The organism is Algoriphagus sp. SE2 (genome assembly GCF_039563885.1).
In the GTDB taxonomy this organism is placed as follows: domain Bacteria; phylum Bacteroidota; class Bacteroidia; order Cytophagales; family Cyclobacteriaceae; genus Algoriphagus.
Genome location: NZ_JBCLWJ010000001.1, coordinates 387396 through 410777, shown reverse-complemented (window position 1 = coordinate 410777; position 23382 = coordinate 387396). Strand labels below are relative to the sequence as shown.

At 36.6% G+C, this 23382-nt stretch carries 23 protein-coding genes; 7 read left to right on the top strand and 16 right to left on the bottom strand.

From position 1 onward, the window contains the following. Positions 1–82: 82 nt before the first annotated feature. Together AAGF08_RS01740 and AAGF08_RS01735 are read right to left on the bottom strand one after the other, a co-directional pair. Positions 83–493, bottom strand: coding sequence for a DUF4890 domain-containing protein (locus AAGF08_RS01740; RefSeq protein WP_343509179.1), 411 nt, complete (start codon positions 491–493; stop codon positions 83–85). Between the two features lie 89 nt (positions 494–582). Then, entirely contained in the window at positions 583–1914 is a 1332-nt protein-coding gene (locus AAGF08_RS01735) for an NAD(P)/FAD-dependent oxidoreductase (protein WP_343509178.1), read from the bottom strand. Positions 1915–2059: 145 nt separating this feature from the next. Between AAGF08_RS01735 and AAGF08_RS01730 the strand changes: the two genes are divergently transcribed. After that, a complete protein-coding gene (locus AAGF08_RS01730) occupies positions 2060–2767 on the top strand; it encodes a YebC/PmpR family DNA-binding transcriptional regulator (protein WP_343509177.1) in 708 nt (235 codons plus the stop codon). Positions 2768–2793: 26 nt separating this feature from the next. Further along, the gene (yjjX, locus tag AAGF08_RS01725; protein WP_343509176.1) at positions 2794–3360 is read left to right on the top strand and encodes an inosine/xanthosine triphosphatase; all 567 of its coding nucleotides are present in this window, start codon (positions 2794–2796) and stop codon (positions 3358–3360) included. 195 nt (positions 3361–3555) lie between these two features. Here yjjX and AAGF08_RS01720 read toward each other — a convergent pair whose 3' ends face one another. Continuing rightward, on the bottom strand, positions 3556–4539 hold the full coding sequence (locus AAGF08_RS01720) for an NTPase (protein WP_343509175.1): 984 nt from the start codon (positions 4537–4539) through the stop codon (positions 3556–3558). Positions 4540–4609: 70 nt separating this feature from the next. Between AAGF08_RS01720 and AAGF08_RS01715 the strand changes: the two genes are divergently transcribed. Together AAGF08_RS01715 and AAGF08_RS01710 are read left to right on the top strand one after the other, a co-directional pair. Then, entirely contained in the window at positions 4610–5533 is a 924-nt protein-coding gene (locus AAGF08_RS01715) for a M28 family peptidase (protein WP_343509174.1), read from the top strand. A gap of 70 nt (positions 5534–5603) precedes the next feature. Continuing rightward, on the top strand, positions 5604–7382 hold the full coding sequence (locus AAGF08_RS01710; protein ID WP_343509173.1) for a chloride channel protein: 1779 nt from the start codon (positions 5604–5606) through the stop codon (positions 7380–7382). Between the two features lie 449 nt (positions 7383–7831). Here AAGF08_RS01710 and mtgA read toward each other — a convergent pair whose 3' ends face one another. Next, a complete protein-coding gene (gene mtgA, locus AAGF08_RS01705; protein ID WP_343509172.1) occupies positions 7832–8527 on the bottom strand; it encodes a monofunctional biosynthetic peptidoglycan transglycosylase in 696 nt (231 codons plus the stop codon). Between the two features lie 4 nt (positions 8528–8531). Beyond that, positions 8532–9326 carry a methyltransferase domain-containing protein gene (locus tag AAGF08_RS01700; RefSeq protein ID WP_343509171.1) on the bottom strand — a complete coding sequence of 265 codons (795 nt, stop codon included), beginning with the start codon at positions 9324–9326 and terminating at the stop codon, positions 8532–8534. A 148-nt stretch (positions 9327–9474) separates the two neighbouring features. On the opposite strand from AAGF08_RS01700, the gene AAGF08_RS01695 reads away from it, so the two are divergent. Next, positions 9475–9939, top strand: coding sequence for a MaoC family dehydratase (locus tag AAGF08_RS01695; protein WP_343509170.1), 465 nt, complete (start codon positions 9475–9477; stop codon positions 9937–9939). 22 nt (positions 9940–9961) lie between these two features. Here the strand turns inward: AAGF08_RS01695 and AAGF08_RS01690 are convergent, their stop codons facing one another. The 5 genes from AAGF08_RS01690 to AAGF08_RS01670 all read right to left on the bottom strand — a co-directional run bounded on the left by AAGF08_RS01690 (position 9962) and on the right by AAGF08_RS01670 (position 16273). After that, positions 9962–11278: a serine hydrolase domain-containing protein gene (locus tag AAGF08_RS01690; protein ID WP_343509169.1), complete on the bottom strand. Its 1317-nt coding sequence runs from the start codon at positions 11276–11278 to the stop codon at positions 9962–9964. A 63-nt stretch (positions 11279–11341) separates the two neighbouring features. Then, on the bottom strand, positions 11342–13771 hold the full coding sequence (locus tag AAGF08_RS01685) for an outer membrane beta-barrel family protein (protein ID WP_343509168.1): 2430 nt from the start codon (positions 13769–13771) through the stop codon (positions 11342–11344). 204 nt (positions 13772–13975) lie between these two features. Continuing rightward, complete coding sequence (locus AAGF08_RS01680; protein ID WP_343509167.1) at positions 13976–14581, bottom strand: superoxide dismutase; 606 nt, start codon at positions 14579–14581, stop codon at positions 13976–13978. A gap of 103 nt (positions 14582–14684) precedes the next feature. Continuing rightward, a complete protein-coding gene (locus AAGF08_RS01675) occupies positions 14685–15128 on the bottom strand; it encodes a nucleoside deaminase (protein WP_343509166.1) in 444 nt (147 codons plus the stop codon). Between the two features lie 5 nt (positions 15129–15133). Continuing rightward, entirely contained in the window at positions 15134–16273 is a 1140-nt protein-coding gene (locus tag AAGF08_RS01670; protein WP_343509165.1) for a hypothetical protein, read from the bottom strand. Between the two features lie 232 nt (positions 16274–16505). On the opposite strand from AAGF08_RS01670, the gene AAGF08_RS01665 reads away from it, so the two are divergent. Further along, a complete protein-coding gene (locus AAGF08_RS01665) occupies positions 16506–17615 on the top strand; it encodes a Na/Pi symporter (protein ID WP_343509164.1) in 1110 nt (369 codons plus the stop codon). On the opposite strand, the gene deoC is transcribed toward AAGF08_RS01665, so the two are convergent. Beyond that, positions 17612–18277 (bottom strand): deoxyribose-phosphate aldolase, encoded by a 666-nt coding sequence (deoC, locus tag AAGF08_RS01660; RefSeq protein ID WP_343509163.1) that lies wholly within the window; start codon positions 18275–18277, stop codon positions 17612–17614. The two genes, AAGF08_RS01665 and deoC, sit on opposite strands and share 4 nt — an antisense overlap. A gap of 7 nt (positions 18278–18284) precedes the next feature. Next, on the bottom strand, positions 18285–19493 hold the full coding sequence (locus AAGF08_RS01655) for an NAD(P)-dependent oxidoreductase (protein ID WP_343509162.1): 1209 nt from the start codon (positions 19491–19493) through the stop codon (positions 18285–18287). A gap of 32 nt (positions 19494–19525) precedes the next feature. Here AAGF08_RS01655 and AAGF08_RS01650 point away from each other — a divergent pair, with 32 nt between their 5' ends. Beyond that, positions 19526–20116: an isoprenylcysteine carboxylmethyltransferase family protein gene (locus AAGF08_RS01650; protein WP_343509161.1), complete on the top strand. Its 591-nt coding sequence runs from the start codon at positions 19526–19528 to the stop codon at positions 20114–20116. Between the two features lie 10 nt (positions 20117–20126). Here the strand turns inward: AAGF08_RS01650 and AAGF08_RS01645 are convergent, their stop codons facing one another. From AAGF08_RS01645 to AAGF08_RS01630, 4 genes are read right to left on the bottom strand one after another with little or no spacing between them, the layout of a single operon-like run. Then, positions 20127–20675: an FKBP-type peptidyl-prolyl cis-trans isomerase gene (locus tag AAGF08_RS01645; protein WP_343509160.1), complete on the bottom strand. Its 549-nt coding sequence runs from the start codon at positions 20673–20675 to the stop codon at positions 20127–20129. Positions 20676–20681: 6 nt separating this feature from the next. Next, complete coding sequence (locus tag AAGF08_RS01640; RefSeq protein WP_343509159.1) at positions 20682–21233, bottom strand: FKBP-type peptidyl-prolyl cis-trans isomerase; 552 nt, start codon at positions 21231–21233, stop codon at positions 20682–20684. A gap of 43 nt (positions 21234–21276) precedes the next feature. Continuing rightward, positions 21277–22203, bottom strand: a complete 927-nt coding sequence (locus tag AAGF08_RS01635) for an FKBP-type peptidyl-prolyl cis-trans isomerase (protein ID WP_343509158.1) — start codon at positions 22201–22203, stop codon at positions 21277–21279. A gap of 47 nt (positions 22204–22250) precedes the next feature. Further along, positions 22251–23285 carry a bifunctional oligoribonuclease/PAP phosphatase NrnA gene (locus AAGF08_RS01630; protein WP_343509157.1) on the bottom strand — a complete coding sequence of 345 codons (1035 nt, stop codon included), beginning with the start codon at positions 23283–23285 and terminating at the stop codon, positions 22251–22253. Positions 23286–23382 lie beyond the last annotated feature (97 nt).

Genomic DNA, 23382 nt, shown 5'->3' with positions numbered 1-23382 from the left:
TCATTTTACCAATAGAATCCCTGTTTAGTTGACAACCCTGCGAAAAAGAAAGCCATCCGCTTCGGCAGATGGCTTTCCTATTTTAATTACCTCCTTTTCTATGAGGAATTTCACTTCTTTCTCTTATTTCCCCTCTAGGCCTTCCTTCTCTTCTATCTCTCTTAGCTTCTTTTAACTCTACCCATTTGGCTCTTTGCTCCTCAGTTAATACTTTTTTAATGGCTTCATCTTGCTCTTTCATTTGCTCCCTTCTAGAGTCCATTTCAGATTTTCTAGCCTCCATTTCTGCCTCCCTTTTTTTAGCATTCTCTAAATTGATTGCTAAAATCTCAGCTTTCTGAGTCTCTGATAGCTCAAGTTGTTTTGCCATCATTTCAGTTTGCTTTTGAGCCCTCTCTTCAGGAGATGGCCTTTCTTTTTTTCTTGTTTCTTGAGCGAACGCCGTGATTCCAGCTAGGAAAACCAAAAGCATTGCAATAGTTAATTTCTTCATCTTCTTTATGGTTTGTTTGTCTTTTAGACCTTGCCGAACTCTGGAAGTTTAATTCACTTCTTACTTTCCTTGTTAACAAACCTTAAATTCTATTTTTCCTCAATTAACTCTTTTCGCTCGCTTGCCCTTACATATTTTGGCTTGATCAGTAGCCTCAAGCTTGGATCGAAGCTCAGGTAATTCCAAGCCCAATCCATGAAGATGAACATCTTATTTTTTACACCTAATATTGCCATCAAATGCACAAAAAGCCAAGTAAGCCAAGCTAACAATCCCTGGAATTTAATAAAAGGCAAATCCACTACAGCAAGCTTTCTGCCCACAGTTGCCATAGAACCTAAATCTTTATAGTGGAAGGGATTCATCTCCTTGCCCTGAACTTGGTTGAGAAGATTTTTTCCCAAGTTATCTGCTTGTTGCAAAGCGACCTGAGCGACCTGAGGATGTCCTTTTGGATAATTTTCTTCTTTCAACAAAGCAACATCACCAAGTACAAAAATCCCGTCTTCACCGATAACCTTATTAAATTCATCTACATAGATTCTTCCATTTGGAGCAAAATGTTCATTACTCAGACCTTCTATAAAATTTGGTTTAATTCCTGCAGCCCACAATAAGGTTTGAGTACTTATGGGGTCTTTTCCTTCCAATTTTACTTCTTCCCCATTATAATCATGAACTTTCGTATTGAGCATGACGTCTACTCCCAATCCTTGTAGATATTTTAGAGAATGGTTCTGAGAATCCTTTGACATAGCAGCAAGGAGATTTGGTCCAGCTTCAATGAGTACGACTTTCATATTACTAAAATTCAGCTCTGGATAATCTTTTGGAAAAACATTGTTTCTCAGCTCTGCCATAGCTCCTGCAAGCTCCACGCCAGTGGGTCCTCCACCTACTATCACAACATTCATCAGAGACTTTCTGTCTTCTTGTTTCTCGATATTTATCGCTCTTTCATAGTTCGAGATAATCTTATTTCGGATATAAAGTGCCTCAGAAACGGTTTTCATCGGTACTGAATTATATTCTATGGATTTGTTTCCAAAGTAATTGGTATCTGCACCCATTGCTAAAACCAAGTAGTCATAGTCTATATACCCAATGTCCGAAAAAAGTCTTTTTCTTTTGGAATCAAATGAATGGACCTCAGCCATTCTAAAAATGGTATTTGGAGTGTTATGAAAGATTTTCCTTAAGGGAAAAGAAATAGCACTCGGCTCCAACCCCGCAGTAGCAACTTGGTAGAAAAGGGGCTGAAACTGATGATAATTATTCTTATCAAGTAAAATTACTTGATATGGGCCTTTGATTAGTTTACGAGCGAGCTTTAATCCACCAAATCCTCCTCCTACAATTACGACTTTTGGAAGATTGGATTCTGGGATATTGGGAATGGGTTTTTGTGCTGGTAGTAACATGGGCTAAGACTTTACTAATCCTACGGATTTAGATATATATAAGACATGATTTAAGTGTCTTTTTCCATTTTCTCTTTTGCCTTTCTTTTGTTTAGCCCATAGATAAAAAGATTTGTTATTTTTACCCTCCAAACAAAGTATATCTATGGGAAGAGCATTTGAATTCAGAAAAGAAAGAAAATTCAAACGATGGGATAAAATGTCTAAGGTCTTTACTCGTCTTGGAAAAGAGATAGTAATGGCTGTAAAATCTGGAGGTCCAGACCCAGCATCCAATCCCAGACTAAGAACTATAATCCAGAATGCTAAGGGCGCTCAGATGCCCAAAGACAGAATTGAAGCGGCAATTAAGCGGGCTTCAAATAAGGATGAAAAGGATTATGAAGAAGTCGTATATGAGGGATATGGGCCTTTTGGAATTGCTGTAATTGTAGAAACCTCAACGGACAATATAAACCGGACTGTGGCAAATATCCGATCCTATTTTACTAAAGCAGGAGGTTCTTTAGGGACTTCCGGTTCCGTTAGCTTTATGTTTGACCACAAAGCAGTCTTCCGTTTTGCTCAGGACGATTTGGATATGGAGGAGTTAGAATTGGAATTGATTGATTATGGTCTTTCAGAAATTGATGAAAATGAAGGAGAATTATTTGTTTACACTGAATTTGCTGACTTTGGAGCCATGCAAAAAGCATTGGAAGAAAGAGGAATAGAAGTGATCAGTGCTGATTTTCAAAGATTTCCCACTACCTTGACCGAACTGACGGAGGAGCAGGAAGAAATTATAAATAAAATGATTGAAAAGATGGAAGAGGATGATGATGTCAATCAAGTTTTTACAAACATGGCCTAGGCAATTGCCTAGGTTTTTTTATACATATGAAATACCCCAAAAGAGAAAATTTTCAGGCTTCTGAAAAACAACTAATCATTGTTGGAAGTAAGAACCCTGTAAAAATTAATTGTACTGAAACTGCTTTCTCGGAAGCCTTTTCAAGATCATTTTTAGTTAATGGAGTTAATGCCTCCTCAGGAGTCTCAGATCAGCCTTTCGGTAGCGAAGAGACATTTCAAGGTGCTAAAAACAGAGCTCAGAATGCCAAAAAGACTTTCCCTGAAGCGGATTTTTGGGTAGGTATTGAAGGAGGAATAGAAGAAGATGAATATGGTATGTTTGCTTTTGCTTGGATTTACATAGAAAATGGTAAAAACATGTCTAGCCAATCCAAAACAGGTACTTTTTATCTTCCTGAAAAAGTTAGAAAGCTTGTTAAAAATGGAATGGAGTTAGGTGAAGCTGATGATTTAGTTTTTGAAAAAGAAAATTCCAAACAAAAAGGTGGCTCTGTTGGTATTCTAACTCATGGAGTTGTCGACAGAAAAGCATACTATTCCCAGGCGATCATCCTAGCTCTTATCCCATTTTTAAATAAAAATCTCTTTTAATGATATATAAATTTTAAAAAATATTCATTAATGCTTTTTATTTAGAAAATAATTTGGTTTTAGTAGGATATTTAAATTAAAATGTCTTTTTTCAAGCAACTAATGTAACTACACAGAATTCGAAGAAAATATTTAAACAAAGTTGTTTCAATCACCCATAATTTTGACTCAACGGTAAGCCTCCTTTTAGGAGGTTTATTTTTTTAGATTCCTCAAAAAATTTCGAAGGGCAACTCTCCAATCTGGATCTGCATCCCACTCAGGCCCAATATATAACTCATTTCGAACTATCAATTTAATATAATATTTAACTACAGTTCTATTCATAGCCTCACCTGAAGGAACCTCCACACCCATACTTTTCATCATATCGGATTCTCTTGCTTCTACTTTTACCAATAAGAATTGAACTCTGTCCCGTATTAATTCTTCATCTGTCTTTGGCTCAGTCAACCATTCGGTATCAAATGGATATTCCTCTTTTAATATTTGTTCAATTCCTGACTTTTGAGCCTCTTGTTCAGCCAATATGGTTGCTTGAGACTTGCCATACATATCATATCTGAAATAACTCATTAGCCCTGTTTCGGCGGCGGATCCCTCAATAGGGATTCCAAGTTTGAAGACTTCTAGATTTAATGGGTTTGCTTGTAAAAATTTTTGGCTTGCAGAACTTTCGGTCTGGCTTATGCTTGGAAACTCTGGAACATCAATCACTAAAAGATTTTTCGTTTTATTGGTTTCCCCAATAGCAGAGAATTGATCTGCTGCAGAACGATAATCATTACCACTTATACCAAACAAACTGGTGGATGGAATCATTTGAAAATCGCCAGTAAATGGGGCTACATGGATGGATGTAAGATTCATTTGTCGGGTCACAAAAATGATGTTCTTTACTAAGCGACCGGAAAAAGCACTTGCGTAATCAGATTGTACAGCTTCTGAAATTGCCACCTGTTCCAACTCAAAATAGCCTACAGGATCTCCTCCGGCCTTAACAATAGCAGAATGGATACTATCTGCTAAAACCTGCCAAGACATTGCGGGCCTTGCTCCTGGATCACTTGAAACCATCACAACAGATTTCCCATTAAAAAAAGTCTCAGGCATAGTTCCCTGACCAAAACTCATGCGGCTAAAAACAAAAACAAATACTATCGGTAAAATATATTTCATTCGAAGGAATAGGTGAAGTCCTTTTGCTTAGTAATTTTACGAATATACATAACGCAAAATAGTATCATTGATGCATAAACTATTGAAATCAATTCTGAATTTATCCTTGATCCTTATTTGGTCTGCATCATTGGCCCAACAAGTTGATAAAAAAACGCTTTTAGACAATATTGAATTTCTATCTTCTGACGATTTTAAAGGAAGAAGGACGGGAGGAGAAGAGAATTTACGAGCAAGAAATTACTTAATAGAGCAGTTTACAGATTTAGGTTTAACGTCTCACTACCGAAATCATCAACAACTCTTTTCTTTTGAGGGAAGAAGAGATAATAAGATATATAAAGGTGGAAACGTAGAAGGCTTTATTGCAGGTAGCAAATCCCGAAAATTGATTGTAATAACCGCACATTTTGATCATGTAGGAATCGGACGAGCGGTGAAAGGAGACTCCATATATAATGGTGCAGACGACAATGCATCAGGAACTGCCGCTCTGTTGGCATTAGCGGAATATTTTTCTAAAAACAGGCCTGAACACAGTTTTATTTTTGTGGCCTTAGATGGCGAGGAAATGGGACTTCAGGGTGCCAGAGCACTGCTTAAAGACTTTCCATTTCCACTGGAAGATATTGTTTTAAACATCAATATGGATATGATTTCGAGAAATGAAAATGGAGAGCTTTATGCTTCTGGAACCTATCAAAACCCAGAGTTAAAGCCAATTCTTGAAACAGTTGCATCCGGTCAGAAACCGACTTTGGTTTTCGGGCATGATTTACCGGATACTGGTCGTGACGATTGGAGTAAATCTTCTGACCATGGAGCATTTCTGGAAAAAGGAATTCCTCATATCTATTTTGGGGTCGAGGATCACCCCGATTATCACAAACCAAGCGATGAGTTTGAGAACATTCAGCCAGATTTTTATTTTGATGCAGTAAATTTAATTCTAAAGTGTATTCTAACTTTAGACGAGGAATTATTGAAAGAATAAGCTTAATCCTTCGTATTGCCTAAAAGGATACGTAATTTGTAAGCTACATCATTTACTACCCTACTGAATTTTGGCGAAAACAGACTTCATTACCAAACTTTTAATCTGGCGCCTCAGACACCTGAGTAATCAATCGTTTATAATTATCCTTAGTGGAATTATTGGGATTTTATCAGGGCTAGCAGCTGTAATTCTAAAAAGTGGTGTTCATGCTATCCAAGAATTTCTAACCGAAGATTTTTACAACGAATACGCTAATTTTCTTTACATACTTTACCCTTTGATAGGAATAACAGCGGCCTATCTCGTAGGTAAATATATTTTTAAGGATGTAGGAGGGCATGGTATACCCGACGTCCTTTTTATTATTTCAAAGAAACAAAGCCTCATTCCTAGGATCAAAATGTATAGCCGCCTATTTACCTCTGCCTTGACGGTTGGATTTGGAGGATCAGTGGGACTTGAAGCACCAATGGTAGTGACAGGATCGGCTATTGGTTCTAATACAGGGCTCTTAATGCACCTTAATGCAAAAAAAAGAACTTTACTGATTGGATGTGGTGCGGCAGCTGCAATATCAGCAATTTTTGGAGCACCCATTGGCGCAGTGATTTTTGCCATCGAGGTAATATTATTAGAAGTAAGCACTGCAAGTTTCATCCCATTGTTAATTGCATCTGTGATGGGTTCTCTCACTTCCATGATTTTAATTGGAAAGGACTCAATCTTTAATTTCAAGTTTGAAGAAAGCTTCCAAGCCGCCCATATGCCTTATTACTTGCTTTTAGGTATAATTTGTGGCATAGTATCACTATACTTCAGTCGAGCTGTAAGAAGAACTGAAATAGCCTTAGAAGGCCTAGAGAGTCAAACTATGAGAATGCTCTATGGCGGTGCATTTCTTGGATTTATGGTATTCTTTTTCCCTCCAATATATGGTGAAGGCTATGCTACTCTAAACCAACTTATCGATGGAAAGTCTGCCGAGATTTTAAATCGAAGCCCTTTTTTTTCGGTAATTGAAAACCCTTACATGATTATCATCTTTTTGATATTTATCATTTTGGTAAAACCAATCGCTTCTGCTTTAACTATTGGTAGTGGGGGTAGCGGAGGGATTTTTGCACCTTCCTTATATGTAGGTGGAATTGTGGGATTTGTTTTCGCCTATTCAAAAAATTTATTTGGTTTCCATATCCCTTTGCCTTTAGCCTCTTTTACGCTAGTGGCTATGTGTGGTGTCATGAGCGGGGTTCAACACGCTCCATTGTCTGCTATATTCCTTATCGCGGAAATCACTGGAGGTTATGAGTTATTCATTCCTTTGATGTTTGTTTCTGCCATTGCATTTACCACTACCACTTACTATCAAAAAGACAGTCTTTACTCCATGCAGCTAAAAGATAAAGGAAAGTTTTTGCCCGAATCAAAAGATCAGGAGCTATTGGAATTAATAGACATTACTCATGTAATCGAGCGGGATTTACTTCCTGTTCATCCAGACGCCAAATTGAAAGATCTAACGGATCTAGTAAAAATTTCAAAGAGGAACATCTTTCCAGTGGTGGACGAGAAAAAAACATTGAGAGGCATCATTACGCTTGATGATATAAGGGATATCATGTTTGACCCGTCACAACAAGATTCTGTTTTTATCCGAGACCTAATGCATAGTCCTCCAGAAATTCTATTGGCTACTGAAAATATGCAAAAAGCTATGGAGAAGTTCGAAACCTCAGGTGCCTGGAATCTTCCTGTTATCGAAAATGGCATTTATTTAGGGTTTGTTTCAAAATCAAGAATTTTCAATGCATATCGAAAAAGATTAATTAGACAAAAGCAAGATTGAACATCTTTAGAATAAAATTTGGAATCCTAATTTATCCACTTTTCCCCATGTACTTAGAGCATACTTTTTTCAAGTTAGCTTCTTTTATCCACAAAATTAGGTTTCTTTAAAGCTACTTATATTCTTGTTTATCAATACGTTAACTAACGTTTGTGGAAAAGTGTGGATAAATAATTGAAAATGTGGATAAAATTTTCTTGCAAATAACAATCATTAAATAGAGCCAACTGAGGGCCTTTTTTTGTATCTCTTAATGGTTTTAGTTATTAAGGGAAAAGCTAAAATTTTGACTTAAAATAATCTATAAATAGAATAAAATTCTGTGTGATATTTTTTTCTAAAGGAATTATAAAACCCTTTATTCATTCTTACTAACAGAAATATTACTCAATGAAAATAAAGGATAAAAATATTACAATTTTAACGGTCGCAATACAAAAAATCAATCCTTAATTTCCGAATCCAATAGGTGCCAAGTTGTTCATTTGTTTCATTATCCAAGCTTGTCTTCCCAGAATGTAAGGAGTTGGCCTCTTTGGGTTCCAGCGGTTTGGATTAGGTAATATTGCTGCTATCATAGCTGCCTCATTCCGATTCAATTTGATCGCGGGTTTATTATAATAGTTTTGAGCAGCAGATTCAATTCCATAAATCCCAGGTCCCATTTCTATTACATTTAAGTAGACTTCAAGAATTCGCTCTTTGGGCCAAATTATTTCTACTAAAATGGTAAAATAAGCTTCGAGCCCCTTTCTCAAGTAACTCCTGTCAGGCCACAAAAACACATTTTTAACAGTCTGTTGCGTGATCGTACTTGCTCCCTTTGTGTTTTTTCCTTGCTTATTGCCCTCCCAGGCTTTTTTCATAGCCTCAAAATCAAAACCATGGTGATCTAGGAATTTTTGATCCTCAGCAGCTACCACTGCCTGAGGAACATTTTTCGAAATTTCTGCCATTGGAATCCAATCTTTGGATAACCGGACTTTTTTTTCAGAATCAAAAGTTTGTTCGAAGATACGAATGACCATTAAGGGAGTAATTGGAACTGGAACAAATCTATAAAGCACTGTAAAGCTTACCGAAAGGATTAAAAACCATAAAATGGTTTTCAAAATAAATTTCCAAATCTTTCTGATAAGCCTCATCTAATTATACTGTTGCTTTTGCCTGCACAAATTGATAATAAAAAACTGCATTTTCGTCTGCGGCAATAACATCCATATCCTTTTCCATCTCATCAATTTCCTGCTTTGTAATCCAACCCGCCTCCAACATCGATGGAGCTCCACTTTTCATGAGACCCTTCCAATAACTCGTGAACTTTCTAAGAGATGCAGGATCATGTTGAGATAAATGAAATCCCCCTTTAAATAATTCTATACCCTTAAATCCAGTTTGAGTCAAGATATTCCCGAGTTTTGCGCCAATGTCTGGATCACCTTTTAAAGACCGGTGAAAACTATTATACTTTTCGTAGTAATTAGAGAGGCCTGACAATGTCGGTTGAAAATAAAAAGAACTATTGAAGACCTCAGTTATCCAAATTTTTGCTCTAGGTTCAAGATATTCCCTCAATCTTTCCAAAACCAATTGGGAATTGGGAATATGCTCAAGAACCCAACAAAGAAAAGCACCATCAAATTTGGTTCCTAAGTCCAAATTTCTGGCATCCTGAACATGAAAAGAAAGCCTGGATTCATGGGATTGAAGGTTATTTTTTGCCTTTTCTATTTGTCTAGATTCTGCATCAACACAAGTAATGTCCATTTCAGGAAAAAGGGATAAGAGCACCTTTGTTTGGGCTCCGACCCCACAACCAATTTCAAGAATATGCTTGCATCCTTCAAAATCAATTCTGGGATAAATTAGTGGACCTAAGACTCCTGCTTGTTCCACAAGTCTCTCTTGTTCTTCAGGCACATATCCATGGATATAGTTTGTCATTTGCTTAAATTTTATCCACAATATTAAGAATTTAGCTGAAGTAAATTCTTTTACTTTTAATCTGATAATTTTAAAAAGGAGTAAATATTTAGACTTGTAATTCCCAATAAAACTTCCCTATTTTGATCTTTTACGAAATAATAAATAGATGAGTGCAATAGAAATTGGAAGTTTCGAAGATTTTGAAAAGTACAATGGAAAGGAGTTAGGAACTTCTGAATATTTTCAGATCACTCAAAATCAGATTAATTTATTTGCTGATGCCACTTATGATCATCAATGGATTCATACCGATCCAGAGAGGGCAAAAACTGAAGGCGCTTTTGGAAACACCATCGCTCATGGCTATTTAACTTTAAGTATTGTACCACATTTATGGGAGCAAATACTAAAGGTAAATAACCTTAAAATGATGATCAATTATGGAATTGAAAACTTTCGTTTTGCTCATCCAGTTTTAGTAACAGATCAAGTAAGGCTTTTGGCAACCCTTAAATCAGTCGTTAATCTGAGGGGAACAGTTAAAGCAGAGGTTTCTGTAAAGTTGGAAATCAAAGATCAGAAAAAACCAGCATTTACTGGCGTACTCATATTTCTATATCATTTCAAATAAACTTCTTTTTTATCCATCATTACTAATTTCCCTCCCGCTTAAACAGAATTGAACTGCCTCCTTGCTTCAAGGTCATTTCTCCCTTTTCAGGGTCAAAAATCATGGTAGCTCCCGCTTGTACAAACTCAAACACGTGAGATCCCCTCGCTTCCAATACCGTATCAGGTTGACCAGCTGGCTTAGCTATAAGGGATGTATCATCTTTTACAAAAGTAATTTTTAATGGGATTTGTTCTGAGGAATAAACTCCCAAATATTTATCTAAATCCTCAGTTTTTAAATCAGCAGTTTGAAAAGAAGGTAGCTCAATTCCCTTTCCAAAATAGGTGTCCAAAACAGCAAGAATAAGAGAATTATTGTTATAATTTGTTCCGTTTGACAAATAGCAAATTGTAAGTTTTTCTTCTGGAAAATATCCTAACATAGAAGAAAATCCATCTATCCCTCCATTATGACCGTAAGCTTTACGCTCATAATAGGGAAACTGAAACATCCCACGACCGTATCCTTCTCTGATCTCTTGCATCATAGCAAGACTTTCTTTCGAGATAATTTTTCCGGAAAATAATCCTTCGATAAATTTCCCAAGATCTTCTGTAGTTGAAACAATTGCTCCAGCTCCAACTGGTATGCTCATATCAGTTATTTTCTCCTCTTTCCATCCATTTTCAAAAGTATAAGATTTTGCTTCTTGCTTGAGCGGAGCTTTTCCTACATAGGTGTTTTTTAACTGTAATGGCTCAGTAATCCTTTCCTTTACCAAATTCAAATACGAATCATTGTAAATTTCTTCTAAGATAAATGTCAGTAAGACGAAATTGGAGTTACTATACTCACCTTTGGAACCAGGTTCGAAATCACTTCCTGCATCGGCTATGATCTGAACCATTCTTTGTCTCGTTTGAGGACTCGTGAAATAACTTTGATAGAGAGAATCATTTGTAAAATTATGGATCCCGCTCCTATGCTGCAAAAGCATACTCATGGTGATTTTATCAGCATTTTTTATTTCAGGAAAGAAATCCGAAAGTTTCCGATCCAGGTGGAGCTTTCCTTCTTCAACTGCTTTAAATATCAAAGATGTGGTAAACATCTTGCTAATGGAACCCACTCTAAATCTGGTTTCCTTATCTAATTTGATCGATGCATCAAAGTCCTTATAACCTAATGACCTGGAATAAACAGTTTCTCCATTTTTTCTGAGAATAACATTACCCATAAACTTATCATGGGTTTCCAAAGAATCAAGAAATTGGTTCAGCCTTGAAAAATCTTGAGCATTACTAGTGAAGGTGCTTATTGTAATAACAAAGACTATTGCTATAAATCGACGTGTCATAATTCAGAAGTTTACCGGAAATTAAAAAAAATCCTCCTTGATTTTCAAGGAGGATTGCCATTATCAGTTAAGTCTATTGCGCTCTTCTGAACTACCTGAGCTTTTATTCACTCGGAAGCTTTCACCTTTTGAAAATCTATAACGAAGGGTGAATCTTACGCCTTGATTACTACGGTATTGTCTGAAGGCTGTATCAATATCAGCAAAATCTACTTTTGCTTTTATCACTTGAGTCCTAAACAAGTCAGTTCCATTCACGGCAATAGTCAATTTATCTTTCATGATCGTTTTAGTGATTCCGGCATCAACCCATCCAAAGCCTTCAATCTCCCCTTGTCCCCAAATTTGTGGACCTAAATACATTCCGACAACTTCAAGCTTGAATCCTTTAGGTAGGTTTATATTATGTTGAGTTCTGACCATAAATGAAGTCTGCTCATTATCCAGAAAATCATCTCCAATCTGGGATTTGAATCTATTATAATTTACCTGCAGCATATTTGAAGTTCCCCACCATTCACGGATTTGAACTGGCACCATGGCTCTGAAATTTGCATTTCTGGTTTTATCAAAGTTGTCTGTATAAGTTGTTGTGGTTCTAGCCTCATCATCCTGAATAAATACCTGCATAAAGGCGTCAGTCGTTTCACTATATCCTACTGTAAACTGATAAGCTCCTTTAATCACATGATTCATTTCAAAATTATTAGAATATTGAGGTTTCAGATTCGGGTTACCTCGCTCAGTAGTCAAAGGATCAATGTAATACACAAAGGGATTTAGCAGTCTATAATTTGGACGTGTGATTCTTCTATTGGCATTATAAACAATCTGATAATTATCACTCACCTTATGTTGGATAAAAGCGCTTGGGAAAAGGTTGAAATACTCTTGTGTATTGATCTGATCCAATGTTATTGAGTTTCCTTTAATGTCAGAATACTCTCCTCTAAGACCTGCTTGATAACTTAACTTTTCAGATATTTTGCCTTTATAAGAAACATAACCTGCTAGAACGTTTTCATTATAAATGAAATGATTACTACTTGGATCAGGCTCAAAGGGTCCATCTTCTATTGATCTTGAAAGGTCTAAATTGTTATCAGATTTTACCCATGATCCTTTCAAGCCTGTTTCAAGTGTGCCCTTCCACAAAGGTTTTTCTAAATCAACTTTTGCGGTGAAGATATTGTAATACATATCATTCAAGGTGCTTAGTTTTCCACTTGCAAGATTCGATTGATTATCTCCTGTCCAGGTAGAAGTAGTCAGCAAAGATTCACTTCCAGAATTCATTCTGGTAAAATCGAAGTCAGATGTAAGTTTAGTTCCAAGAGTATCCAGATTTCCACCATAATGTAAGTTTCCGAAAAATCTGCTTCCTCCTCCTCTCGAGTCATTGTAAGAATCTAAATAGGTAGTTTCTGCAACCCCTGGGGTAGTGATGTCTGTCAAAGAAGGGTTTGTCGTTTCATTGTCAAAATCAGATGCCTGAATATTTAATCCAATGTTATGATTTTTGTTGATTTCATAATTGGCAGCACCATTGAAAAAGAGGTTCTTATTTCTTTGCTTAATTCTTGATTCCTGCATGAAATTGGATATTCCCTCTTCCACTTCAAAATTGCGCTCGATATCCAACTCATTTAGATTTGCATTGTGATTATAATTTAAATCTGCATTAGTAGACCATTTTCCTTTCTTCACATTTAAAGATACACCTGCGATAGGAGCCCAGAACCCGTTGTATTGTCCTCCTGCCTGTACGTTACCAAATACTCCATCTACTGTATTCTTTTTCAGTCTAATATTAATCACACCGGCGGATCCCTCAGCATCAAATCTGGCCGATGGATTATTTATGACTTCAATATTTTTGATATTATCAGCTGGCATAGCTCTAAGGAAGTTGGCAAGATCTGTGGCACTCATATAAGTCTGACGATCATTAATCATTACAACCACACCAGTTCGACCATTCAAATTGATGATTCCATCTTGATCCACATAAATTCCTGGAGATCTACCAATCACATCCAAAGCTGTAGACCCTTCGGCCATCACTGTTCCCTCCACATTCACGATGGTTTTATCAGGCTCAATAATAATCTCTGGTCTTGTCGACTGTACTGTTACTTCCTCTAATCCCGTAGCTTCATCCTGAACTATAATCTCACCCATTTCTTTTATCATCCCTGGTTTAAGATCGAATGCTTCAGATTCAAAAGGCTTAAATCCAATGGAAGAAATAACGAGTTTAACTTTTTCGGTTTTTGCAGATTCAATTAGAAATAAACCTTCTTCATCAGAAACTGCCCCATCCACTAAATGCCCATCTTGAATTGCGATTAAGGCTACGTTAGCATATGGTACTGTTTGTCCATTTTGATCTAATATCTTTCCTGAAATTTTGCTAATCTCTTTGGCAGCAAGATTGCTCATCCCTAATAAATAGGTGAAGAGTGTTAAAAAAAGTAAGTTGGTAGTTTTCATTTTAATGAAATAATTATGTGTTGACTATTCCATTCTATGAAAACAAAATGCCAATACTTGAAAACAGCTTAAATAAGCATTTTGGAGGGGTTTTACACAATACAAAAAATAAAGCTGTATCAAAATCGTACAGTAATCCGACCACTTTTAAACAAAAAATCCCCAGCTTTCTAGCTGGGGATAGCTATTTCTCACTAATTCTACTTACTTCGCAGCAGCATATCGCTTACTTACTTCATCCCAATTCACCACATTCCAAAATGCTGAAATATAATCGGGTCTTCTATTTTGGTAATTTAAGTAGTATGCATGTTCCCATACATCCAAACCTAAAATTGGAGTTCCTGGACATTCTGAAATATCCATCATTGGATTGTCCTGATTTGGAGAAGAGCATACACACAATTCTTTTTTGGTATCGATACATAACCATGCCCAGCCAGAACCAAATCTAGTGGCAGCTGCTTTATTGAAAGTTTCTTTGAAAGCTTCAAAAGAACCGAACTTGGCATTAATTGCATCTGCTAACTCACCAGTTGGGGCTCCTCCACCATTTGGAGAAAGGATAGTCCAGAAAAGTGAGTGATTGAAATGACCCCCTCCGTTGTTTCTTACTGCAGTATTAGATCCAGCAATCTTTAATAATTCTTCCAGGGATTTACTCTCAAGATCAGTTCCTGCTATTGCATTATTTAAGTTGGTAACATATCCATTGTGGTGCTTGGTATGATGGATTTCCATTGTTTTTGCATCGATGTTTGGTTCTAGTGCATCATATGCATAAGGTAATGATGGGAGTTCAAAAGCCATATTGTTAAAATTTAAGGTTAAACATTAAAATTAAAATCATTCAAATAATCTGCCTAAGGAACTAGCAGAAAAGAAAAAAAATTCCCTGAAATCTATATTCCTTTTACTTTCTTAACTTTTTAAAAAATTCCAGTAGCAATTGCTCAGATTCTGAGATCATTGGCCCTTGAAATAGTTTTGTTTTTGGATGCAAAATTTCCGGATTGCATTGCTTGAAACCTCTTTTTGCATCAGGAGCTGCAAAATGCACTTCTCCTATCTGTGACCAGTATAAAGCTCCTCCACACATAACACAGGGCTCCAATGTCACATATAGTTTACAATCGTTAAGATATTTCGAACCCAGGTAGTTTTCAGCAGAGGTAATAGCTAGCATTTCTGCATGAGCTGTTACATCATTAAGTTTTTCCGTTTGATTATATCCTTTTGCAATCACTCTGTTTTTACATACAATGACTGCTCCAACCGGTATTTCTCCTTCCTCGAATGCGATTTTTGCCTGCTTAAAGGCTTCATTCATGAAATAATCGTGAGTAAAAAGCTCCAAATCAATTATTTAAAAAATGCAAAAATCTCATCTCTGATTCCTTCATTAATTATTAAAGCCAGAAGGAGTGAAACCAATAAACCAATAAATGCCTTACTCACATCATTTCTAGCCAGCTTATAAGCTCTGGAAACCCAATCCCTACGTTTTTCAGGCTTACCAGCTTTCCCAAGTGCAATCGCTAATTCACGTCCCCCTAATAGACCTATAAAGACCCAAGTTGTACTCATCGGCACCTTACTGTGAATTTTGAAATAGAATAAAATTATGGCGTACACAAAATCAACAATTGTAGCAGCTCTAACGTCAGTAACGTTTGATTTCTCATTTACAATAGATTGGATTTTGTCTCCTTTTAGATAAAATAAGAATCCAAGTCCAAGAAATACAAATCCAGCATAGGCTGAAAATTCATAGACATTTAATTGTCTGGGAAGAAAAACAGCAATATTGGCAGCATCTTGCATAATCCATACAGCCCAAAGCGTACCTGAAGTAATCCATTGTAAAAATATCCAATAAGGCTTAGGTTTTCCTTTTAAGTAGTTTTCTACGAATTTTTCTAGAAGAAACCACACAACAATCGCTAACCCAAATGCTAATAAATAACCTACAAAGCTCTTTTTCATCACCTCAACGATAGTTCCTGCTTTATAGGTAAAAACATTAAGTAATAAGAAAGTAGTAGAAACTGGCATTCTCATTCTTGTCATAATCAACAAGACAATTGGTGCAGCCAACTGAAGGAAAACGAAACTTTCAGGAGCTTTATCAAGTCCTTTTGTGGTTAGCCTTTCGTAACTTACATCGCCTCCATAAGTAAACCAGCTGTAGGTTACTGTTCCAACAAAAATCAATCCCATGAAAAGCCATAACCAATACCATTTTTTTTCCTGATTGGAGGCGATAAAAGTACCTATCGTCTGAATACTATCGTTTGCTATGGCAGAATAGGCCGCCAAAGCAAATCCAAACCACATGGCAGCATAGGTGTAAGGGAGTATTAGACCAGCAATAGAAATTAAAATACAAATACCAACTAAAAATTGTTTTTCCTTCTTGGCAAAATCAAATAAAGAATACGCGGTTTTACTTAATATTTCCTGATTAATATTTTGGTCGAGATTCTTTTTAGCCTTGGCCATTTTATTGATTTGTCTTTCGCCGTAAAATTAATGAAGATAATTTCCCCTCCATGTTAATAAATTGTTAAGTAAGCACAATTTCTTTTTTATATCATTCCGAATACCTTGTAATTCGTAAAAAAATTTCAAATTTTGTGAATTATTTTAATGAAAATTTTGATTTTCTTTATTATCAGGCTTTGAAGAGAGAAAAGCTATTATAGAAGAGGGTGGTCAAAATAAATTGCCTGAAATGGAATTATATGATCAGGATAAACCTGTAGCAAACAAGACCAAGAGCTTTATTTTAATGCTTTTGGCGATAATCATATTCATTTTTTCAATAGATCTGCTAACGGTGGCAATGGGGCAACTCAATAATTCTGTTGCTTCAGAAATCCTAAGAGCTACACAAAACCCTTTTGTAAGCCTTTTCATTGGGCTGTTGATGACTGCTTTGATACAGAGTAGCTCGACAGTTACCTCGAGCATAGTTGCAATAGTGGCTGCAGGTAATATGACATTGGAACAGGCAGTACCTATGGTAATGGGTGCCAACATTGGGACAACCCTAACTTCCACCTTGGTTTCATTTTCCTATATCATGAAGAAAAATCAATTTAGAAGGGCTATTTCAGCAGGGATTCTTCATGATATATTTAACATCATCACCGTATTTATTCTGCTTCCCCTGGAATTTTATTTTAGATTCCTTTCCAATCTTGCCCACAAAATAGCCTCACTATTTGTGACAAATGAAAGTTTTAGCGGATCGTTTGATTACAATAAAGTATTTACCAGACCTTTGACAGAATGGATTTCTGATACCATTCAGATTCCCTTCGTCACGCTGGTTATTGCAATATTTTTTGTTTTTGGAGCAATTAAAATATTATCATCCTCTGTTTACAAGGCATTTGTAATAGATAGTTTTCAGGATATTAATAATTTCATTTTTAAGAAAACCTATTTAGCTTTTACCTATGGAATGTTCTTTACTGCGGCTGTACAATCTAGCACAGTGACAACTTCTTTGGTAGTACCACTCGTGGCAAATAAAAAAGTTTCTCTTAAAAAATCTTTCCCTTTTATTATTGGTGCAAATATTGGAACTACCATTACTGCAGCAATCGCAGCATTCTATAAGACTGAAGCAGCAATCGCTTTAGCAATTGTTCATTTTCTAATAAATTTCTTTGGTGCTCTAATCTTCCTACCTTTTCCTGCCCTTCGGAGTTTACCTATTAAATTGGCTTCTTACATGGGCAGGAAAACCGTAAAAACAAGGTTTATCGGATTTGCTTACATCCTCTTGACTTTTTTCATTATTCCCTTTTTACTGATCTACTTCAGTAATAGCTAGGAAAATTTATTCCTCCATGCATCCATGAGTTGTTTTGCGGAACTAGTCCCAATCCGATCCGCTCCCGCTTGTATAAGTTCTAATGCAAAGTCCAACGTTTTGATCCCTCCTGATGCTTTAATTCCGACATGAGAAGCTAATATTGCGCGCATGGTAAGAATATCATCCACAGTGGCACCTCTAGCCGCAAAGCCTGTGGAAGTTTTTAAAAAATCTGCTCCAGCATCTTGACAGATTAAACAGGCCTCTTTTATTTGAGATTCACTAAGGTTTGCAGTTTCTATAATTACTTTTAAAACCCTTTCCTCCTCATGGCAAATTTTGGAAATTTGGGCAATTTCTATTTTAGGCCAATTCATACCAGAATGAAATGCAGTCTGAGACCAGACCAAATCCAATTCATCAGCCCCCTGCTTGACCGCTTCTTTAACTTCAAAAACTTTTGACGCAGTATCCGAATATCCTAAAGGAAAACCTATCACGGTTACCAATTGAATATCCTCATCTTTAAGTTCTCTTTTTGCTTTCTTTAACCAAAATGGAGGTACACAAACGCCTACAAATTGTTCTTCAATTGCATCTTTAATTAGCTGATCCACTTCTTGACCAGTCATGGTCGGTCGAAGTAAGGTTGACTCTAAAAATCTATGAAAGTTTTTCATCCCAATTTCAAGAATCTGAATTTACAAAGTCAGTCAAATACATAAACTCCAAGGTTAAATCCCCATCTCTAGCAATAGTAGCGCCTTCCAAAATTGGTGAAACTTCTTTTTCCAACTCTGGAATCACCCATTTAATCAACTGATTTCCAAAATCCAAACTCGACTCTCGGGACAATTCACATGGGAGGTTATCTATGGCCATTACCGATATACTTGTTTGGCTTCCAAAAGGGTCTATTGCCTTCCCAGTATTCCGGTCTACATCAAAAACAGGATCCAAGATATTGCTAGTTTTGACAGTAGTAGGAACTGATCCGTCGATATCACATGAAACATCAGCAATTACAGATAAGGCAAAATCAGCATTATTAATATCCTTGAGCTCAAAAAGCCGGGGAGCTTCCGGATCCCAGTAATGTGCAGAAATCAGGATCTCTCCTTCCTCAGCGAATTTCAGAAAGTGGCTTTCATACCTTTCCGGAAAGTCATAAAATTCCGATTTATCAAAACCACCATCAGACTTTCTTCTATAAAAATCTGATGAATGCAATACTACATAAACCGGCTCATCAAAATAAAGATGCAAAAAATCGTGAGTTGAAACTTCTTTAATATCAAGTGCCTTAAGTATTTCTTCCACGCCTTTTCCAACTCTTCCGGATCCGGTTACAATTATTTTAATAGGTGGTAATTGAACATTTTTAAGTTCCAATTCCAATTCTTTCCTATCATAGCATTGATAAGCCCTTTTAATATCGAATAGGCCAGTTTTTTTTCCATAAGTCCACATAGCATTATAGGCCCCTACAATTCCAGCCCATCTACCAAAAGCAACTATCCGATTCCCTTTTTCATCTTTTAAAACTTCATAGTCCAAAAGCCTGATATTCCGTTCCAAAACAGCCTTTAAGAGCGGTCTATTATACTTTTGCTTTTTTATAGTATGAGAAAAAAAGAAATATGTTTTATTAGGAATTAGACCTTCAAGTGGTACTTCTTTGACTCCAAAAATGATGTCACAATCTTCTAAATCATCCCCTACCTCAACACCAGCAGTTTCATATTCCAAATCAGAATAACATCGATCTGAGCTGGATTGAACTTTAAATGAAAGTTTTCCATCATAATCAGCATGAATTTGCTTGATTTGAGTTGGAACAAATGGGGTTCGCCTATCTGGCGGATTTTTTCCTTCGCGGATAATTCCGATTTTCATAAAAATAAGGTTACCGGGTAATCAAAATACTAATGGGCTATATACTATTAATTTTAAGCTGGAGTATCTTCTATTTCACACATAGTTTTTTCGCTTCTGCCAAGTTAAAAAGAATTCTAAAAGAGCGAATGAAAGATAGCCTTAAATGGTACCGACTTAGCTATACAATTTTCTCCACGCTGCTTTTTTTGGCAATTATGATTCAATCCGTCTTGATTCCCCAGAAGAGTTTCTTGGCTCAGGCACCTTTAATATCCTATTTGGGATATATGATTGCGGCCTTTGGCACTATCATTTTAGTAAAATCAACCAAAGAAATTAAAATGAAAGAATTTTTAGGCTTTGAAACTACTGAAGAATCCACAGAATTGATTAAAACAGGACTGTATTCCCGAGTCAGACATCCCCTTTACTTAGGTTTATTAATGATTTTCTTAGGTTATGTTTTAGTCTCGGCACAATTTACAGCCCTTATCCACTTTCTTTGCCTGCTAATTTACCTGCCTTTTGGAATATATTTTGAAGAAAAGAACCTAATCAGTCTGTTCGGAGAAAAGTATCTGGAATACAAAAAAAATGTCCCAACACTTTTTCCCCGATGGGGTAAAAAAAAGAGGGCTTAGGCCCTCTCATTTAATCTATTCCTCGAAAATTAACATCGAAAATCAAAACTGAATTTGGTGGAATCCTACTGTTGTTTTCAGCACTCCTATATCCATAAGGAGAGGGAATAATAATCCGGGCCTTGGTTTTTGGCCTAATCCTACGGAATGCTATATCCCATCCTGTAATCACATTCCCTGATCCTACCACAAATCTGAATATGGAGTAAGATGCTCCCTCAACGAAAATATCGTTCTCTCTGGCAACTAATTCATTATTAGTATCGAATACTTTTCCAGTCTCCATTAAAGATCCTATGTAATCCGTATAAACTACATTGCCTCCAGTAGGTCTAGAACCTTCACCTTCTTCCTGAACAATAATTACAACTCCACTGGGATCATGGATTCTATACAAGCTATCAACGCGGGCTGTATCCAAATATGAAGCGATTTTTACACTATCTATAGCTAGATTTCCCTCTATATCATAGGTTGGTCCTGTATTAAAAGGATTATTAGGCTCACATCCTAAGAGCGCGAAAAATAAAATTACTAAAGCAAGAGCGAGTTTTTTCATTTTAAATTATTCAGTTGGACCAGGAACAACTTCAATCAGATCCAATTCGAAAATTAAAGGTGAATTTGCTGGAATATCTCCATTTGCATTTCTTCCATATCCCGATTCAGAAGGAATGAAGACTGTAGCTTTATCTCCTTGCTCCATTTGAGCAGCTCCATATTCAAAACCGAAAATCAAAGCGCCAAGACCGATACGGAACCTTAAAGGGATATAATTTCTACCTGAAGAAAAGATATTATTATCAACTGCGACAGATTCAATGGAAGTATCGAAAACTTTGTCACTCAACAACTTTCCGGTATAATCTACACGTAAAGTATCTCCAAGTTCCACAGGTATTCCGCTGGCAGAAACTTCTTGCCAAATAATCCGGATACCGTAAACGGGGTCATTATATTCCTTAACATTCGTCAAGGAACTGTTTTGGATATAGTCATCAATTGCTGCAACATCCCGAGCATATACTGCGTCTGCAGATTCTTCTTTATTAATGCAGGAAGCAAGTGAAGCAGCTCCCGCCAATAGTGCAATTAGTGAATAAAGTTTAATTTTCATTGTGTTGGTATAGTTTAATTATTTGTTCTAAGCCTGAGTGGACTTATTTCTGAACATCAATTATCTCTACGTCAAAAACCAAAATTGCGTTTGGACCAATCAAACCACCAGCTCCATTTTCGCCATATGCTAATGGAGAAGGAATCAAAAATTTAGCTTTTGCCCCATTTTTCAATAACAACAAACCTTCATCCCAACCTGGAATAACCTGCCCCATACCTACGTTTACAGGAAGTGGATCATAAGGTCTATTCGGATTGAAAATGTCGTTCTCTTTTGCTAATTCTTCGTCAGAGGTATCAAATAATCTTCCATCCAGTAAATATCCAGCATAGTTAACATACATCGTAGTCCCTGGAGTGATTTCATCACCAGTTCCTTCCTCCTCGATCACGTAATAAAGCCCACTCTCAGTCTTATTCGCATTCAGACCCTTATCCGCAACATAGGCTTCAATAGTTTTTGCTTCTTCTACAATAAGTTCCTTGGCTCTTTCTGCTCTTTTCACCTCCTCTGCTTCCATGGTTTGGTTGAAGAAGGTCTCAATTCCAGCCTGATCCATAATTTCAAATGCTCCAAGGCGAACTTTCACCACATCTGCTTCTTCCAAAAACGGAGGGAAGTTTTCTCCAAAAATAATTTTTGCAGTAGACTCAAAAGCAATACTGTCCCCTTTACGAAGGTTCAGGAAAATTTCGTCCATCCCATTAGTAGCAGGAATAGAGTCATTCGCCTGTAAATATCCAGGAAAAGGTTGATCAGCTGTAGAATAAATCACAGAGTCATCTCCTGTGGTAATTTCAAGATTGTAAAGCAAGAAATCTCCATTAGCAGCTTTTTCGCTTCCTTCTTTGACAAAGGTATATTCAATCCCGTCTTTTTCGGTTACTTTTTTCTTTTGACAGGAAGAGATGATGGATACGCCCAACATCAAAACGATGATAGCCAACAGGCTTTTGTTATTTTTCATAAAGGATTTTGAATTTTCAATTAATAAGTGGGTGGTTTTTTTGAGCTTTAGCTAGCTCCTACAGTCTCCTCTGAAAAAAGTGACTCTTGATTTTCTTCCACCAAAGCTTCGAATTTCTCAACAGTTTCTTTTAATCCCAAATTTGACTTGCCTCCTGATGCGTTTTTATGCCCTCCTCCATTAAAGTATGTCGCCGCAAATTTATTTACAGCAACTTCGCTGGATGATCTAAATGAGATCTTGATGCCATCTTCACGTTCAGAAAACAGTGCAGCTAATTTTATGCCGTCCAAAGATAAAGCATAATTGACTAAACCTTCTGTATCTCCTGTCCTGCTTTGATATTTTTTAAGATCTTTTTTGCTGATGGCGAAATACGCGGTGTGTAAATCTTCTCTCACTACTAACCTTCTGCTGATTGCAAAACCAATAAATTTAAGTCTATTGACAGAATTGGAATCATAAATCCAATTTGCTATCTGAGAGCTATTGGCTCCAAGCTCGATCAATTCTGCCACGACCAAATGAACATTTTTAGTCGTATTGGGATGTCTGAACCCTCCGGTATCTGTCATGATGCCAGCATAGAGGCATTCCGCGATATCTTTATCAATCAAAGCTCTATCTCCGAGTTTATCGATCAACTCAAAAACAAGTTCACAAGTAGCTGCAGCTTTCGTGCTGGAATATTCAAAATCAGCAAAATCCTCAGGATCCTGATGATGATCAATATTCACAATATAAGCATCAGATTCACGAATCATTTCTCCTAATTCATTTACTCTGTTTAAAACAGAGAAATCCAGGCAAAAGATAATCTCGGCTTCTTGTAACTTTTTGATTGCAATTTTCTGATCGTCAGGTTTGCTGAAATCAAGCACGTCATCGTTTCCTTTCATCCAATTTAGGAAGGAAGGATAATCAGATGGGGTCACCACACTTACCTCATGCCCTTTTTTGATCAAGTAGTTAGCAAGACCCAAAGAGGAACCCAGTGCGTCGGCGTCTGGCTTCACATGAGTGGTAATGAATATTTTTTTGGGGGATGAAATTTCTTTCTTAAATGAGGCTAATGCTTCCATTATATATAATTAGCGGCACTCTTGGCTCTAAGTAGGTCGCAAAGGTCACTAATTTTTTGACAAATCCCAACTCATGCATTTACCTGAAAATTAACCT